Below are 16,302 nucleotides of genomic sequence, written 5' to 3'. Positions count from 1 at the left end.
TGTTTCACGCGAAACATGGCCGGCCAGCTTGAGCAAAACATGATCATACATGAACTTACCCTCCCCGCCTTACCCGCGGTATACTCCGGTTATAAGATTGGCGACAAGGTCCTGCTCAGCGGTGAGATCTACACCGCCCGGGACCAGGCGCATCTACGCCTGGTGGAAATGATCAACAAAGCTGAGCCGCTTCCCTTCGATATCAGCGCCACCGCCATCTTTTACTGCGGACCGGCTCCGGTTCCTCCAGGCCAGGCGAGCGGCTCGCTCGGGCCCACAACCTCTTACAGAATGGACCCTTACACTATTCCTTTGCTGGATATGGGATTGAAGGTCATGATCGGCAAAGGCGAGCGTTCGCCTGAAATCGAAACCGCCATCCGTCAGCACGGCGCGCTCTATCTGGTCTGTGTGGGCGGCATTTCCGCCCTTCTGGCCCAGTGCGTGGTTTCACGTGAAACATACTTCTGGCCGGAACTGGGTGCCGAGGCGATCCATCGCTTTGTGGTAAAAGACCTTCCCTGTTACGTCGCCATCGTCTGAAAGTCCATTACAAAAACAGAGGAACAGAGACACAGAGATCGGGTTTGCGTATTGGGGTTAAAACCATCAGGTTATCCCTCTGAATAAGTTCTTGATTATATCGCTTCTTCTTTTGGTTTTCTTTCGGCTCAAGTTCATTCATGGTGGGAAAAATCGAGCGTCATCCAGCGCAGGCTGGAATCCAGAACTGGTACACTTTGTTAATTAAAGCAATTAGCACATGTGAATGTCTTTCTGGATCCCAGCCTGTGCTGGGATGACGGGCGGGGCGGGTAGTAGGTTCTGGATCCCAGCCTACGCTGGGATGACACAGTCGCACCCACTCTATTTAAACATGAGCCTTTTTCAAAACAAGCGCCCTTTCCCTCCGCGTCAAGCCCTCATCCGTTACTGAACAGTGCCTCCCGCAGGCTTTTCTCGATGTTTTGCGGTTTCAGCTGGTTGTAGGTGAGGATCCGGATGCCCATAATTCTGGCCCGGCGCAGGTAATGCTGATTGTGGCGCAGGCCCTGCTCCACGTCGGGATCGGCGATGCCCAGGAAACAGCGGGGCAACAGCCCGAAATCTTTGCCCAGGGAATCCAGTTTGTAGAGAAACTCGTTGAGGTCGCCGAGGTTGGCCGAGGCTTTCAGTTCCACGAAATGGAGTCGGTTCTCGTGCATGAAGGCGCAGTCAAGTTCGTTTTGCACTCCGTCCCGTTCGATCACCACGCCGTGAAAGACCTCACCCACGCTTCTGCCCAGCCAGTACGCCATGTATTCCTCGAACCAGGCGCCTTTGATGAAAGACAGCCAGCCGGGTCTTTCAACTTCGTGGCTGGAAATGCCCAAAGCCTGGCTGAACTTTCGGTTCAACTGGGCCAGGCTTTTCTCTTCATTGGCCCCGCGGTTTTCCGAGCCCAGGCGGTTCAGCCTGCTCATGAAGCGGGAATTGGAGTTTTGGGTGATGATGGCGAACATGGCTTCCATCTGGCCCAGGCTGTGCTGCTGCAGTGATTTGCGCGTAACCTGCACGCCGTGGGCCTGCAGGCAGCTGTCCAAATCCAGCCTGTGCTTCACCGGCAAGTGCTGTTCCACGTGGCTGGGCCAGAGCTGCTGGAAGGTGTTGCTCTGCGGCGGTAGATAGAGTATCTGGGAGCGTAGTTTCCGGAAGTGCTCAAAGGCTGCCAGAGCCATGATCCGGGAACCGGTGGTGAGATTCACCCAATACTCCGCCGCGGGGTCGTTCAGCTGGTTTTTCAGGACCGTGTCGATATTCTCGAGGCTGAATTCGTTCATCTCCAGCACCAGGGGTGCTTCGATGTGGGAAACGGCGCACAGGCGCTGGACCTGTTGCCGCGCCTCCCCGCCCCTGGGGCAGAGGAATACATAGTGGTCACAATCGCTCAAAGTCTTGATCAACAGAAGGTTGGGAATCACCAATTCCCCCACCAGCGACACCAAATATCGGGACATCGATCACCTCGGAAAGCTTTTGCGGACAACTTCCCTGCTCCCGCCGCTGAAGTCAACCCTTTTCCCGCCCGCGGAATTTTAGCTTGACATTTCCGCCGCGCGGGGATTTTGCAAACCTTGCCTCCGCGCCTGGCCCGCAAAGCCGTTGGCGTGGGAGGCGATCACTGATCAGAAACCTGACTCACGCCGCCAAAAATCGCATCACAAGGATGACAGCAATGCAACAATGGACAGGACTCAGCGCCGCGGAAGCCCGCGACCGCCTGGCTGCTCACGGCCGCAACGTGTTGCCGGAAAGCCGGTTCAGCCTGTTTAAACTGATCTGGCGCCAACTTAAGGGTATCTTCAACCTCCTGCTGCTGGCCGCCGCGGTGGTCACCTTTTTTGTGGGGGAGGCCACCGACGCGGGCTTCATCCTCTTTTTCATCATTCTGGGCACCGCCCTGAACGTTTATCAGGAATTCAAGGCCAACGCCGCCGCGGCCAGCCTCAAGAGCTATCTGGTGAACAGGATCACGGTGCTGCGGGACGGGCGCGACCAGGAACTTGACACAGCGGAACTGGTTCCGGGCGACATCATCAAACTCAAGCCCGGCGACATCGTTCCCGCCGACGCCGTGGTGCGCGAGACGCGGGACCTGACGGCGGATGAGACCACCTTCACCGGGGAAAGCATTCCGGTGGCCAAACACGCTGTGGCGGAAGGCGTTGAACCCACTGAAAAGAACCAATTGCTGCAGGGCGTGGTGATCGTGCGGGGCAACGCTTTGGCCGAGGTAACCGCCACCGGAACCTCCACCCGGCTGGCCGCGATCTCCGCCACCACCTCCGAGGTGCAGCAGGAAAGCGAACTCACCAAAGGCATCGACCGCATCAGCAAATTCATCCTGCGCGTGACCCTGATCACCCTCGTCTTCGTGGTGCTGGCCAATCTCTTTCTGAACAAGGGCAAGGACCTGCCGACCCTGCTGATCTTCGCCATCGCGCTGGCGGTTTCCGTGATCCCGGAAGCTTTGCCGCTGGTGCTCACGTTTTCCCTTTCCCGCGGGGCCCTGCGTTTCGCCAAAAAAGGCGTGATCGTGAAGCGGCTCTCCTCCGTTCAGGACCTCGGCGGAGTGAATCTGCTCTGCACGGACAAGACCGGCACCATCACTGAAAACAAGCTCACGCTGGTGGGCGCCAAACAAGCGCCGGGCGCGGCCTTCGAACCTTTGCTGCTGGCCAGATTGGCCGCCCACGACCTGGACAGGCAGAATCCCGAACCCTTCGACCGGGCCCTGGATGAAGCGGTCTCGGATGAGCTGCGGAAGCAGTTGGATGGTTTTAAAGTGTTGGAAGAAGAGGGTTTCGATCCCGCTCTGCGCAGCAACGGGGCCTTGGTGCAAACCCCGTCCGGCGCCCGCGTCCACATCCGCCGCGGCAGCCCGGAATACTTTATGGACCAGGGTTTGGCCGGCATGGACAGCCTAAATGCCTGGTTGCTGGAGGAGGAACGCCAGGGCCACCGCATCCTGGGTGTGAGCTACCGCGAGGAGGGCGAGGCCAGATTCGCCGGCTTTGTCTCTTTCATCGACCGGCTGAAAGACAGCACCCTGGAAACGGTGAAAGCCGCGCGTGAACTGCATGTTCAGATCACCGTGATCACCGGCGACGCCCTGTTGGTGGCGGAGGCCGTGGGCCGTGAGGCCGGCTTGGTGACCGGCGCCGACGAGGTCACGGAAGCGGGCGCTTTCCTGGCCCTGCCCGCGGAGGAACAAGCCGCCAAAGCTGGCCGGATCAGGGTTTTCGCGCGCACCACCCCGGAGCAGAAACTCCAGCTGATCAAACTGCTCAAACGGCAATACACGGTGGGATTTCTAGGTGAGGGGATCAACGACGCCCCGGCCCTCAAGGCCGCGCATGTCTCGCTGGTGGTGGAATCCGCCGCCGACGTGGCCCGCGAGACAGCGGACATCGTGCTGCTGCGAAACGACCTGCGCGTGATCGTGGACGGCATCCGCTCCGGGCGGGAAACCCATGCCAATACGCTCAAATACATCCGGGCCACCCTGGTGGCCAATTTTGGCCATTTCTACGCCGTGGCCATCGGCTCCGTCTTCATCAACTTTCTGCCCATGCTGCCCAAACAACTGCTGCTGCTCAATCTGCTCTCGGATTTTCCCATGCTGGCCATCGCCTTCGACCGCGTGCCCAAAAACGAGGTGGAACGCCCCCAAACCTACGATTTCCGCTCGCTCTACATCACCTTCCTCGCTTTGGGCTTTGTGAGCACCATCTTCGACCTCATCTGCTTCGGCCTCTTTTTCCGCCTTGAGCCCGGCGTGCTGCAAACCAACTGGTTCATCGCCAGCGTAACCATGGAACTGCTGTTGCTGTTTTCCATCCGTTCGCTGCAAAACATCGAAAAAGCCGGCTGGCCGGCACCAATGATCATCGCGCTTTCAGGCATCGCCATACTGCTGGCGGTGGCTTTGCCCACGCTGCCCTGGACCGCCGGATTCTTCGAATTCCACGCTCCCCGGCCCGCCCACCTGGGCTTGATCCTGGGCCTCGCGCTGCTCTATCTGGCGGTTACTGAACTGGTGAAACGCCCCCTGGCCAAACACCTGCGGGAAATGAACCGGGCGGAGGGCTGAGCCGGCCGGACGCAACGCAGCCTGGACCGGGCCTGGCTTCGGAGCCGCAATCGCTTTACAGGCAGCGGTTTGGACTTGTGTTTTCTGAGAGATGTTTTCCGGCTTGGGATCTTGGCCAAAGCTTTGCTCAGAACCCTCACTCTGGGAAATTCTTGGTTGATCCCATATTGACATGGGAGCAGGGTCTTCAAGCGGAAGAGGAATTATGCTTCTTTGATTATCTGCCCAAATCTATCCTGACGTGAAACCATGATTTACCCCTTGATTTTGCTTGATGTGAAACCCTGCTTTGCCCCCCTGATTATCCTTGCTTTGCCCACCTGGTTTATCCTCTGATATCCTCCCTGATTTACCCTGATGTGAGACCCTGATTTACCTCCCCTGATTTTCCTTGATGTGAAACCCTGATGCGCAAGGCGGAAGGCGGTGGCTTCAGCCACCGTTCCCGGGCATCAGCGGCCCAAGGGATACGATCTCCGGCGGTTTCAACCGCCGGCATGTTTTACCAACGCCAGGGCAGGCCGATCCCATCTCCGGTGGCTGAAGCCGACCGGACATCGTCTTTTTCCTGCTCCAATAATTTCGGGACACGGTGGCTGAAGCCACCGCCTTCCGTCTTGGCGCTCAGTCCCGCCCTCGCCTTCCGTCTTGGCGCTCAGTCCCGCCCTCGCCTTCCGTCTTAGCGCTCGGTTCCCGCCCCCTCCTTCCGTCTTGGCGCTCGGTTCCCGCCCTCGCCATGATCTACCCACTCCGGGCTGAACCTTGCGAAAACCACCGAATCTCCCGCCTGGTTCGAAGGAGCGTCCTCTGTTTCACCCAGAATAAATGAATCTGAGCCAGAAAGACGGCCTCCCTGTAGTGAGCAGATTATTGGCACCCTTTCAAATCGGGTGGGTAAAGCCCAGACGCGAAATACGTTGGCGTGAGGGTGAAGTGGCCGGGGACCCTGCGGAGGAGCGAAACGGTGCCCCTTTGGCCATTAAGGCCATTTCCCGGGTTCCGGACGCGCCTCCCGCCTGATGGCCGCGTTTGATGCGATGATCACGCGGGCAACGTGGGAGGAGGATGGAAGCGAGCGCTCATGGCGTAACTGACAGGACGTTGCGGGGGGTAAGCATTTTTGGCTCTCTTTCGCATCGTGTGGGTGGAGGGATCGGCTGGATACAAACTTTCCAACGCCTTCTCCCGTTCCGTCATTCCGGGCGGTGAAGCTGGAGTCGAGAGATGCTGGAGTCGAGCGACGCAGGAGCATCGACTCCAGCTGTGCCAGACCCGGAAACCGGCTCCGGCCAACAGGTTGTCCGGCGAGGACCCCGACGGATCTCCGGCGCCAAAGCACCTGTGTCCGGAATGACGAACGATACTTGTTGGGTTAAGGTTCTTCGGTCATTTTGTCACTCAACCCACTCGGTTTGAAAGAGAGCCAGATTATTCTGTCCGTTCTTCAGCGGGAAAAAAATACCGGCAGGGTGCTGCCGGTGATACTGCTTGGGTGGGATGCTTGTCTAAATCAGTTTTGACCTTGGGTGGTGCTTAGGGTATCCGCTTCCGTGCTAATGAGTTCCGTGTCCGAGGCGGGTTGGTCGGAGCCGGATTCCGGGGCGGCAGATTCCAGCTCGGTTTCGGTTTTTTCCTGCGGGGGCTGGCAAGCTGAAAATGCCAGCATGCCGATGAGCAGGGCGGCCAACAGGATGAAGCTGATGATCTTCTGCATGGATCCTCCTATGTTCTGGATTATGCTGGTTTCATAGAAAAAACGGGCATCCTAATGGACACCCGTTTTTTAAGGACTGCGCTAATTGTTATCAGCTTGGATTATTTCGTTACGGTTTCTTGGACGGCTTTGCCAGCTTCCTAGAAAGCTTCTGTAGCGTTAACCATTGCAGTGTCGACAATAGCGTCATAGTCAGGATAATAATAGGGATACCATACTGTGTCGAAAACAGCGGCTGCGCTGTCAACAACGGTTTCGGTGGTTTCTTCCACATATTCATCCTCTTTGGAACAACCGAAAGGTTCGATAGTTAATATGCCAATAATCACAAATACAACAAGTATTAGGATAAATATACCCCCGTACTTGTATGTTTCACTTTTTTCATATTTAGAATGTTCATCCAAGTTTGGCGATATCATGGGCGATTTCACAGGAGCAATATAATCTTGATTTCGATTTCCTGCGGTTGACGCTGAAAGCAATTCAGCGATACTCTGCGGCCGTCGGTCCCGCTCTTTTTGGGTCATTCTTAGCAGCAGGGAGATGGAGGTGTCGCCGATGTAGGGGTAAACTTTGCGCGGATCGGGCACGGGTTCGGTAACTATCTTGTGTTGGACGTCATATTCGCTGTCGGTATCTGCCTCGAAGGGTAATCTGCCGCTGAGCATTTCGTAGAGGATGATGCCGGCAGAATAGATGTCGGAGCGCTGGTCGATGTCTTTGGCGGCGCGCACCTGCTCCGGGCTCATGTAGCTGATGGTGCCCAAGCGTGTTCCGGTGCGGGTGATGTGTACGTCGTCCATCAGGCGCGCGATGCCAAAATCCATCACTTTCACGGCGTCGTTGCATGCTGTGTCGATCATGATGTTCGCGGGTTTTACGTCGCGGTGGACAATACCCTTGGAATGCGCGTAGTCCAGCGCGGAGAGGATCTGGTTGAAAATTGCCAGGGTGCGTTTTTCGGGGATGGGGCCGGTTTTGTCGATCAAATTTCTGAGCGTAACCCCGGGGGCGTATTCCAGCACCATGTAATAGTGGCCCTCAGCCTCAAAAAAGGCGTGCAGCCCCACGATGTTCGAATGGGTAAGTTTGGCCTGGATGCGGGCTTCTCGAAGGAAGCGTTCGGAAAATTCTTGGTCCCGGGTGAGCAACGGATTGAGGCATTTGATCGCCACATCCCTTTCCAGTAAAATGTCCCGGGCCAACCAGACTTCGCCCATGCCGCCTTCGCCGAGCAGACGGATGATCTGATAATTATTGAGTTTCGCGCCCTGTTCGAATTTCACCACCTTGCTCCTGTCGCCTCCGCCGGAGGCTTATTTTCCTTTTAGATCAGTGTCAAATCCTACCCTAAATAGATGCAAACATGGTTTTAAAACTCCGCAAATTCGTCAAGGAATTTTCCTGGTTTAATAATCGAAACTGGCTGGAAAATTATCATAACTCCTCTTTTACTATCAGTCTATAAGCCGTGAAAACCACTTTACAAGAAAACCGAAATGTAGTGCCGGTAACTTTGTTTGGGGTTTGAGTTTTGGTCAGATCAGTTTTTATCCTGAGGGATAGTGGTCGTATCTTGTTCTGTGCTGATGAGTTCTGTGTCCGACGCGGGTTGATCGGAACCGGGTGACTGGACTTCGGTTTCCGTGGCGTTTTCGCTTTCCGGTTGCGGAGCCCGACAGGCCGCGAAGGCCAGGACTCCGAGGAGCAGCGTGGCCAACAGGACAAGGCTGATGATCTTTTTCATTGTTCCTCCTATTTTCTTATTGTCTTGAGAGATAAAAAACGGGCATCCTAGTGGACACCCGTTTTTTAAGGACTGCGCTAATTGTTATCAGCTATTTTTTTCCAGCTTCTTCGACAGCTTTGCCAGCTTCCTGGACAGCTTCGCCAGCTTTCTGGAGAGCGTTTCCGGCTTCGTCAATAAGGCCGGCAGTGATCGAGTCGGCTTTTGTCATCTGGGTCAAACCCTGATCCAAAGAATCCTGATGGGTCATGACGGTTTCGTCGGTGGGTTCTTCGGCGTCTTTAGCGTTGCAAGCCGCGAAGGCCAGCATGCCGATGAGCATCATTGCGAGAAGAGCAATAAGAGTAAGTTTTTTCATTTTGATTCCTCCATTCAGTGAAATCGTATTTTTGGTTTTGTTTTTTTTGTTGATTTGGTTGGCATTTTAAAGCCGTACCGGGCTTTTTGCTGAGGGGGCTGAAGCGCCGCGAAGCCTTTAGCAACCTCTCACACAGTCCTTAGACACGTCTATGTGCTTGCTTAATTGTGGCCACACTACAGGAGCCGCATTTTTTGGCAAGTTATTTTTTTTAGAAGTTTGCATCGAGGCCGGCATGCACCATTCCCGCGGCGAAGTCCGCGAAGCCGTTTTCCCTGTAACCGAGGGCGTATTCGATGCTCAGCACGCCCAGCCGGGTGCGCAGTTTGATGCCCAGCCCGGGGGCCAGCAGATCGGCGCGCAGGCTGTTTTCGGCCCGGGCGAGCAGGCCGTGGTCGTAAAAGAGGTAGATCCGGGCTTGGGAACTGATCAGATAGCGCAGTTCCAGCGAGGCCCAGCCGAGGCGCCAGCTGCTGAATTCGTCCTCGCGGTAGCCCCGCAGCGAGTTGTAGCCTCCCAGGCGGTAAGTCTCATAGGCCACGGAACTGCTGTCGGAAAGGCTGCGCAGGTGTACGCCCAGGGCGCAGTTCCAGCGTGGCGCCAGTCCGATGTATTGGGTGTGGTCGGCCTCCAGGGCGTTGTTCCAGCCGCGCTCTGCGGTTTGGCGCAGGCGGTAGGTGATGTTGGTCTGCATACCCCGGGAGGGGTTGAAAGCGCGGTCGCGGCTGTCCAGGCGCCAGAAGGCACCGATGCCGCGGCTGGAGGTGGTTTCCACCGGTAGTCTGTCCCTGGCGGCGGGCACATAGTAATTCACGCTTTCCGCGGCGAGTTCCAGTCCGTAGCGGTGCGCGTCGAAATAGGAATAGACATCGGCGCCCACGGCCGATTTGATCCAGCTTTCGGTTTCCTCTTCACGGGAAAGCCGAAGGTCTCCGGAGAGGGGAAAGCTGTTTGGCCCGGATTCGTGGTAGGAAAAGCTGAGCAGGCTGGAGCGCGGCAGCTTTCTCCAGTTCAGGGCCAGGGCGCGGTCGCTGCCCCAGAGGTTGAGGAAACCGAGGTTGAGGAAACCGGTGAACTCGTTTTTCTCACCCACCCGGGTGAAGCCCAGCACGCCTTCCAGCGAGGTCATTTTGCCTTCCTCGATCTTGATCAGCAGGCTGGCGGGGTCCACTGGCTCGATCAGGCAGGCCTCGATGTAGCTTTTGCCCAGGATCCTGTCCTCGGCGGCGCGGATGGCCTCAGGGGTCACCACCTGTCCGGAGCTGAAGCCGGCCAGTTTGATGAGGGTTTGGTCGCGGGTGTATTTGTTGCCCTGGAAGTAGTATTTTTCGGGCTTTAGCGGCTTGCCTTCGTCGATGCCGAGATGGGCGGCGAGGTTTTCCCCCAAGGTGAGGGAATCCAGCCGCACGCTGGCAAAAAGGTAGCCGCGGCGGTGATATTCGTCCAGAACGCGGTCCATGAGGCCGGGCAGTTCGGACAGGCCCACCTTCCCTTCATCAGCCAGCAGCAGCAGGTCGCGCAGCTTGCCCTCGGAGAAATAGCGCAGGCCGCGGAAGCGGAGCTCGCAGCTCTGGGCCGGCTGCACTTCCGTGAGCTTGAAGGCCAGTTCCAGGCTTGTTTCGGAGAGGGGCACCAGCTCCGGATTGGCGATCTTCACGAAAGGATGGCCGTTCGCCTGCAGCCAGGCTTGCATCAGGCCGATGGCGGCGTTGACATCCGCGGGAGCGTAATCGCTGCCGGTGACCAATCCGGAAGCCTGCAGCAACGCGGTCTCGTCGAGGGGGAAATTGGCGGAGAAACTGATCTTGCCCACGCTCAAGGCCGGGGCCAGAGCCCAGGCCAGAAGCAGAACTGCGGCCAGCAGATAGCGTGTCATGGCCGGAAGGTCAATCGCGGTCGGCCTTCAGCACGGCCAGAAAGGCTTCCTGCGGCACGGTCACGGAGCCGATCTCCTTCATTTTTTTCTTGCCTTCCTTCTGTTTTTCCAGCAGTTTGCGCTTGCGGGTGATGTCGCCGCCGTAACATTTGGCCAGCACATCCTTGCGCATGGGGTTGATGGTGCTGCGGGCGATGATGTTGCCACCGATGGCGGCCTGCAGCGCGATCTTGAAGAGATGGCGGGGTATCACCTCCTGCAGGGTGTCGGTGACGCTTTTGCCCCAGTTGTGAGCTTTGTCCTGGTGGCAGATGAAGCTCATGGCGTCCACCTTTTCGCCGTTGATGAGGATGTCCACCTTCACCACGCGGGAGGGGCGGAACTCCTTGAAGGCATAGTCCAGCGAGGCGTAGCCGCGGCTCACGGTTTTCAATTTGTCGTAAAAATCGAAGATGATCTCGATCAGCGGCATCTCATAGTGCAGGGCCACGCGCTTTTCATCGATGTACTGGATGTTTTTCTGCACTCCGCGTCGTTCCTGGGCCAGTTTCATGATGTTGCCGATGAAGTCGGTGGGAACGATGATCTCGGTGTCCATGAAGGGTTCCATGATGCTTTCGATGTAGTTGGGATCGGGAAAATCGATGGGATTGTTCACTTCGATCTCGTCGCCGTTTTTGAGGGTGATGAGGAAGCGCACGCTGGGCGTGGTGGCGATGATGGGGATGTTGTATTCCCGCAGCAGGCGTTCTTTCACGATCTCGAGGTGCAGCATGCCCAGAAAGCCGCAGCGGAAGCCGTAGCCGAGGGCGCTGGAGTTTTCCTTTTCGTAGATCAGGGAGGCATCGTTGAGCTTCAGCTTGGCGATCGATTCCACCAGGTTTTCATAGTCCTCGCCGTTGATGGGGAAAATGCCGGAATAGACCATCGGCTTGGGCTCCATGAAGCCCGGCAAGCTCTCTTCACAGCCGCCTTTGGCCAGGGTGAGGGTGTCGCCCACGCGGGCGTCCGCCACCTCTTTGATGTTGGCGATGACGTAGCCGGCCTCGCCGGTGTTCAGTTGCTGTTGGGGGGCGAATTTCAGCCCCAGGTGTCCGATCTCCTCGATCTCGTATTCCCGTTCGGTGGCGAAGAGCTTGATCTTGTCGCCTTTGGCCAGCGAGCCGTCGAAGAGCCGCACCAGCACCACCACGCCGCGGTACATGTCGAAATAGGAATCGAAGATCAGGGCCTTGGGCGGTGCTTCGGGATCGCCCTTGGGGGCTGGAAGCCTTGCGCAGACTGCGTCCAACAGCTCGGTGACCCCGGTTCCGGCCTTGGCGCTCACCCGCAGGATGTCTTCCGGCAGGCAGCCCATGATCTCGCAGAGGTCGTGTTCCGTGCCTTCCACATCGGCTTTGGGCAGGTCGATCTTGTTCAGGGCCGGCAGGATCTCCAGATCGTTGTCCAGCGCCAGATAGAGATTGCTCATCGTTTGGGCCTCGATGCCCTGGGAGGCGTCCACCAGCAGGATGGCGCCTTCGCAGGAAGCCAGCGCGCGCGAGACCTCGTAGGAAAAATCCACGTGCCCGGGGGTGTCGATCAGGTTCAGAACGTAGTCCTGTCCTTTGTACTTGTGCACCATGCGGATGGCGTGGCTCTTGATGGTGATGCCTTTTTCGCGCTCGAGGTCCATGCTGTCCAGCACCTGCGCCATGTCCACCTTGCCCACCACGTGGGTGCTTTCCAAAAAGCGGTCCGCGAGGGTGGATTTCCCGTGGTCGATGTGCGCGATGATGCAGAAGTTGCGTATGTATTCTTGTTTCATGTTTGTCCTTGAAAAATATATCCATCCTGCTGTTCCGGATGGTTCCAAAACCGCGGAAGGATGTTACCCAGATTTGACGGTGTTGAGTTTTGTCAACAATTTAATCGGCACCTGCCCCTCCTTTTGCTTGACACATATCGGAAGAATATGCTAGCAAACAAAAAAAGATACTGATAAGCGGTGGCCCCCCCACCCTGGCCATCACAAGGAGAATATCATGAAAGCGTGTTTTTTCCTTCTTTTCTGTCTGTTGCTGGTGCTCCCGCTCGCGGGCGAGACAAGCATCAGCGCCAACATCAGCACTTCCCAGACCTGGACCCTGGCCGGCTCGCCCTACATCATCACCAACAGCATCAGCGTGGGCGGAAGCGCCACTCCAGTCCTCACCATCGAGGCGGGGGTGGAGGTAAGGCTGAACGGTGGAGTGAGCATTTCGATCGGCACGCCCTACTCCACTCAGGGTGGCGCGATCGTGAGCAACGGGACCGAGGCCGAACCGGTGGTCTTTACCGCCAACTCCGACACCCCGGTGCCCGGTTTCTGGGACTGCCTGCAAACCCTGGCCTACGCCCATGTGGCCAGCACTTTCACCCACACCGCATTCGCATACGGCGGCTCCTCAACCGGCATGTTCAACGTTAACAATCTCCAGCCAGAATTCGCCCCCAGCTTCGATCACTGCGTCTTCAGCCATTCCTCCCACCAAGGCCTATACCACATTTCCACAAACGCGGCCATCGGCGCCAGCGTCAGCAACTGCGTCTTTGAAAACAACGCCGGTTACCCGCTGCAGGCCAATGCCAACCAGGCATGCAAACTGGGCGCGGGCAACAGCTACACGGGCAATGTTCAGAACCGCATCCTGCTGCGGGACGTCATCATCTCAACGCCGCAAACCTGGCTGGACCAGGGTGTGCCCTACGAAGCGGAGAATGATCTGCAGGTGCGCATGGGCGCGGGCGGACTGCTGCAGATAATGGAAGGAACGGAAATCCGCTTTGGTGGCGGCCACAGCTTGATCGTTGGCTACACATCCAACTCATTCCATGGCGGTCTGGTGGCAACGGGAGCGACTTTCAGCGGCTGTGACGGCATGGACTGGAATGGCATCCAGTTCCAGCCCTACATCACCGCCAGCTCGCTGGACAACTGCACGGTGAGGGATGTGGTTTCCACCGCCACCGGCGCGGTCTGGCTACGCAACACCAACTTCGCTGTGAGCATCACGGACTGTGAAATCTGCTGCAATGACAGCTACGGGCTCCATGCCAATGACAATGCCCCCTTCAGCCTCAGCGGGACAGACTTTCAGAACAACAACAAGTGCGTGTCCGTGGCTGCCAGGGACCTGCACAAACTTGGCCCGGGAAACACTTACCAGCTTAACACGGACAACCGGGTGCATTGCCGGGGCGGCATCGTTTATGAATCTGCCCTCTGGACCAACCAGGGCACCCCTGTCCTGGTTCAGGCCAGCATCAACCTGCGTTTCAGCGCGGCCGGCTTTCTGACCCTGCCCTGGGGAACCATTTTGGAGTTTGCCTCCAACACCAGTTTTTCGGTGGGTTACACCAGCAACTCCTACACCGGGGCCGTGAGTGCCACTGGCGTCACTTTCAGGGGTGAAAGCCCCAGCGCCGGCCATTGGCAGGGCCTGCTGTTCGAATATTATGGAGGCAGCAGCCTGCTCTCCGGCTGCACCATCCGCGATGCCGGTTACGGGGATGTGGCCGGAGTGCGCTTCAAGGTCCCAGCCGCCACCATGACCGGTTGCCAGGTGCTGAACTGCCTGGCTGTCGGCATCCGCTACGAGACCAGCCAAACCCAAGTGGCCCTCACCGGAAACAGCATCAGCGGTTGTGGCTCCTATCCCCTTTCCCTACCGGCCAACTGCGTGCGCGCCATCGGGGAGGGCAACGATTTCAGCGGCAACAACCTGCCTGAATGCGACCGGGTGGAGGTCCGGCACGAAACCGTGAACGTAAGCTGCACCTGGATCGACCCCGGCGTGCCCTATCTCCTCACCGGCACAATGGGCATCTATGGCAGCGGCAACATCCATCTGAAGATACTGCCGGGAACGGTGCTCTATCTGCCCGCGGATGGGACCCTGACCGTGGGCTACACCAGCGCCTCGTTTTTCGGCTCCCTGGAAGCCGAGGGCGTTATATTCACCAGCGTTCCCGGCGGCGGGATTTCCTACGGATTGTTCTTCAATCCCTATCTCACGCATGCCCTCTGCGTGCTGGAAGGATGCGTGTTTGAGAATCTGCGGGATGCCAGCCACAACACCGCCGTTTATGTAAACAACTCCTTTCCCAGCTTCCTTGGCTGCAGCTTCCAAAACAATGCCGGCAGCGGGATCGCGGGGTCGGACCTGGCAAGATTCACCCTCACCGACTGCGATTTCATCAACAACGGCTCCCATCCCGTGCGCACCAGCGCCAAAGCCTTCGAGGCCGTGAGCGGCACCGGCAATTTCTTCAGCGGCAACACCCCCAACCGCATCCAGATCACTGGCGGAACCCTGGACCAGAACTACGTTTGGGGCAATCCCAGCGTGCCGGTGGAGGTGACCTCGAGCATCAATGTCTGGTCGGGGGCCGGCTGCCTCCTGAAGATAAACTCCGGCCTTACACTGCTCTTCACTGAATCGACAGGACTTTCAGTGGGTTACACCAGTAACTCCTACAAGGGCAGCCTCCAGGCCGATGGCGCCACTTTTTCAGCTTTGAACGGAACCGCCGGCGGCTGGGCCGGCATCACCCTGAACCCCTATTTATACGAGGCTCCCAGCGGCTACATCAGGAATTGCGTGGTGGAATACGCCGGTAGCAACGTCTATTTTGGAAACTCCGCCTTTCCCCTGCTGGAAAGCTGCGTGATCCGCCACGGCAGCAATTATGGGATCAGGGTTTACGGGGCCAACAGCCAGCCCTCTTTGATCCGCAACTACATCCAGGGCAACCCCGTGGGCATTCACTGCTCCAACGGCGCCAATCCCCTCATTGGCGGCAGCAGCGGTGACGGCAACAGCTTCAGTGGCAACACCGACTACGCCGTGCAAAACACCAGCACCGCTTTCAGCGTGAACGCGAGATACAACTGGTGGGGCCACGAATCCGGGCCCACTCACACGGGAAATCCCAGCGGCGGAGGCGATCCCGTCTCGGATCACGTGGATTACGGCGACTGGCGCGACACCGACATCGGCGACGCCCCGGCCCGCTTCCATCTGCTCTCTCCGGCAGACACCTCTGTGCTGGAGACCCTGGAGCCAGTTCTGGACTGGGAGGAAGCCATCGATCCCACTCCGGGCGACGTGGTCACCTACACCCTGGAGATCGCTGAAAATAGCGGCTTCACCCTGGGCCTGATCACCATCACGCCGCTCTCCGCCTCGGTTTACCACCTCCCGGCCGCGGTGCTTGAAGACGACAGCCGCTACTACTGGCGCGTGAAGGCCACCGACCTTCAGGAACAAGTCACCCTCTGCTACGAAAACTACTGGTGGTTCGACACCATGGTGCCGGAAGCGCCCCAGGCCTTCGATCCCCTCTCGCCAGCTTACAACGCGACGGTGCATTTCACCAGCAATCTGCTCAGCTGGGAGGAAGCGGTCGATCCGGATCCCGGCGACCTGGTCACATATACAATCTATCAGGACATCTCCGCCGGCTTTGAGAACGCCCAAACCTTCACGACTGACGCCACCCAGATCTATTCCGGCTTCTGCGCCCCCGGCAGCCTCATCTACTGGAAAGTGAAAGCCACCGATCTCAGCAACAATGAGACCTTCAGCCCCACCTGGCGCTTCTTTGTGGATTGGAACGCCAAACCCCGCGCCCCGGTGGATTTCACCCTCACGCCCTCGGGAAACGACATCCTGATCAGCTGGGACGTGGTGCCAGGGGCGGATTCCTACGATATCTACTTCTCCAGCGATCCCCACTCCGGCTTCAGCCTGCTGCAGAGCGGCCTCAGCAGTCCCTCCTGCCCGCATAGCGGCGCTGCCAATCAACCCCGCTATTTCTACTATAAGACCTTTGCACATAATCCTCAGGGTCTGGTTAAAAAGTAAGAGCATTTAGGATCAAAAAGTAGTTTTTGAAATCTGCAAATAATTCTTGACAAAATAGATAGGCTCATATTTTGTCACTCTAT

General features: G+C 57.6%; 10 protein-coding genes. 3 read left to right on the top strand and 7 right to left on the bottom strand.

The window, feature by feature from the left end; translation table 11 throughout:
* Nucleotides 1-39 precede the first annotated feature (39 nt).
* Nucleotides 40-543 (top strand): FumA C-terminus/TtdB family hydratase beta subunit, encoded by a 504-nt coding sequence (locus LHW45_03015; protein MCB5284546.1) that lies wholly within the window; start codon nucleotides 40-42, stop codon nucleotides 541-543.
* A gap of 380 nt (nucleotides 544-923) precedes the next feature.
* Here the strand turns inward: LHW45_03015 and LHW45_03010 are convergent, their stop codons facing one another.
* Entirely contained in the window at nucleotides 924-1,997 is a 1,074-nt protein-coding gene (locus LHW45_03010; GenBank protein ID MCB5284545.1) for a DUF1887 family CARF protein, read from the bottom strand.
* A gap of 218 nt (nucleotides 1,998-2,215) precedes the next feature.
* Between LHW45_03010 and LHW45_03005 the strand changes: the two genes are divergently transcribed.
* A complete protein-coding gene (locus tag LHW45_03005; protein MCB5284544.1) occupies nucleotides 2,216-4,633 on the top strand; it encodes an HAD-IC family P-type ATPase in 2,418 nt (805 codons plus the stop codon).
* A 1,510-nt stretch (nucleotides 4,634-6,143) separates the two neighbouring features.
* On the opposite strand, the gene LHW45_03000 is transcribed toward LHW45_03005, so the two are convergent.
* The 6 genes from LHW45_03000 to lepA all read right to left on the bottom strand — a co-directional run bounded on the left by LHW45_03000 (nucleotide 6,144) and on the right by lepA (nucleotide 12,138).
* Nucleotides 6,144-6,347 (bottom strand): hypothetical protein, encoded by a 204-nt coding sequence (locus LHW45_03000; GenBank protein MCB5284543.1) that lies wholly within the window; start codon nucleotides 6,345-6,347, stop codon nucleotides 6,144-6,146.
* Between the two features lie 140 nt (nucleotides 6,348-6,487).
* Nucleotides 6,488-7,636 (bottom strand): serine/threonine protein kinase, encoded by a 1,149-nt coding sequence (locus LHW45_02995; GenBank protein MCB5284542.1) that lies wholly within the window; start codon nucleotides 7,634-7,636, stop codon nucleotides 6,488-6,490.
* Nucleotides 7,637-7,893: 257 nt separating this feature from the next.
* The gene (locus tag LHW45_02990) at nucleotides 7,894-8,097 is read right to left on the bottom strand and encodes a hypothetical protein (protein MCB5284541.1); all 204 of its coding nucleotides are present in this window, start codon (nucleotides 8,095-8,097) and stop codon (nucleotides 7,894-7,896) included.
* 91 nt (nucleotides 8,098-8,188) lie between these two features.
* Nucleotides 8,189-8,455, bottom strand: a complete 267-nt coding sequence (locus tag LHW45_02985; GenBank protein MCB5284540.1) for a hypothetical protein — start codon at nucleotides 8,453-8,455, stop codon at nucleotides 8,189-8,191.
* A 211-nt stretch (nucleotides 8,456-8,666) separates the two neighbouring features.
* On the bottom strand, nucleotides 8,667-10,331 hold the full coding sequence (locus LHW45_02980; protein MCB5284539.1) for a BamA/TamA family outer membrane protein: 1,665 nt from the start codon (nucleotides 10,329-10,331) through the stop codon (nucleotides 8,667-8,669).
* Nucleotides 10,332-10,341: 10 nt separating this feature from the next.
* The gene (gene lepA, locus LHW45_02975; GenBank protein ID MCB5284538.1) at nucleotides 10,342-12,138 is read right to left on the bottom strand and encodes a translation elongation factor 4; all 1,797 of its coding nucleotides are present in this window, start codon (nucleotides 12,136-12,138) and stop codon (nucleotides 10,342-10,344) included.
* Nucleotides 12,139-12,355: 217 nt separating this feature from the next.
* Between lepA and LHW45_02970 the strand changes: the two genes are divergently transcribed.
* Complete coding sequence (locus tag LHW45_02970) at nucleotides 12,356-16,219, top strand: right-handed parallel beta-helix repeat-containing protein (GenBank protein ID MCB5284537.1); 3,864 nt, start codon at nucleotides 12,356-12,358, stop codon at nucleotides 16,217-16,219.
* Nucleotides 16,220-16,302: the final 83 nt, after the last annotated feature.

The sequence above is a fragment of the Candidatus Cloacimonadota bacterium genome, from assembly GCA_020532085.1.
In the GTDB taxonomy this organism is placed as follows: domain Bacteria; phylum Cloacimonadota; class Cloacimonadia; order Cloacimonadales; family Cloacimonadaceae; genus Syntrophosphaera.
The sequence above is the reverse complement of the archived record's forward strand: the minus strand, read 5'-3'. Positions and strand labels throughout refer to the sequence as shown.

What these genes read in the sequence shown, in the direction of transcription:
- LHW45_02985 (MCB5284540.1), bottom strand. Translation starts at nt 8,455, where the DNA reads ATGAAAAAACTTACTCTTATTGCTCTTCTCGCAATGATGCTCATCGGC.
- LHW45_03015 (MCB5284546.1), top strand. Translation starts at nt 40, where the DNA reads ATGATCATACATGAACTTACCCTCCCCGCCTTACCCGCGGTATACTCC.
- LHW45_02980 (MCB5284539.1), bottom strand. Translation starts at nt 10,331, where the DNA reads ATGACACGCTATCTGCTGGCCGCAGTTCTGCTTCTGGCCTGGGCTCTG.
- LHW45_03000 (MCB5284543.1), bottom strand. Translation starts at nt 6,347, where the DNA reads ATGCAGAAGATCATCAGCTTCATCCTGTTGGCCGCCCTGCTCATCGGC.
- LHW45_03010 (MCB5284545.1), bottom strand. Translation starts at nt 1,997, where the DNA reads ATGTCCCGATATTTGGTGTCGCTGGTGGGGGAATTGGTGATTCCCAAC.
- LHW45_03005 (MCB5284544.1), top strand. Translation starts at nt 2,216, where the DNA reads ATGCAACAATGGACAGGACTCAGCGCCGCGGAAGCCCGCGACCGCCTG.
- LHW45_02990 (MCB5284541.1), bottom strand. Translation starts at nt 8,097, where the DNA reads ATGAAAAAGATCATCAGCCTTGTCCTGTTGGCCACGCTGCTCCTCGGA.
- lepA (MCB5284538.1), bottom strand. Translation starts at nt 12,138, where the DNA reads ATGAAACAAGAATACATACGCAACTTCTGCATCATCGCGCACATCGAC.
- LHW45_02970 (MCB5284537.1), top strand. Translation starts at nt 12,356, where the DNA reads ATGAAAGCGTGTTTTTTCCTTCTTTTCTGTCTGTTGCTGGTGCTCCCG.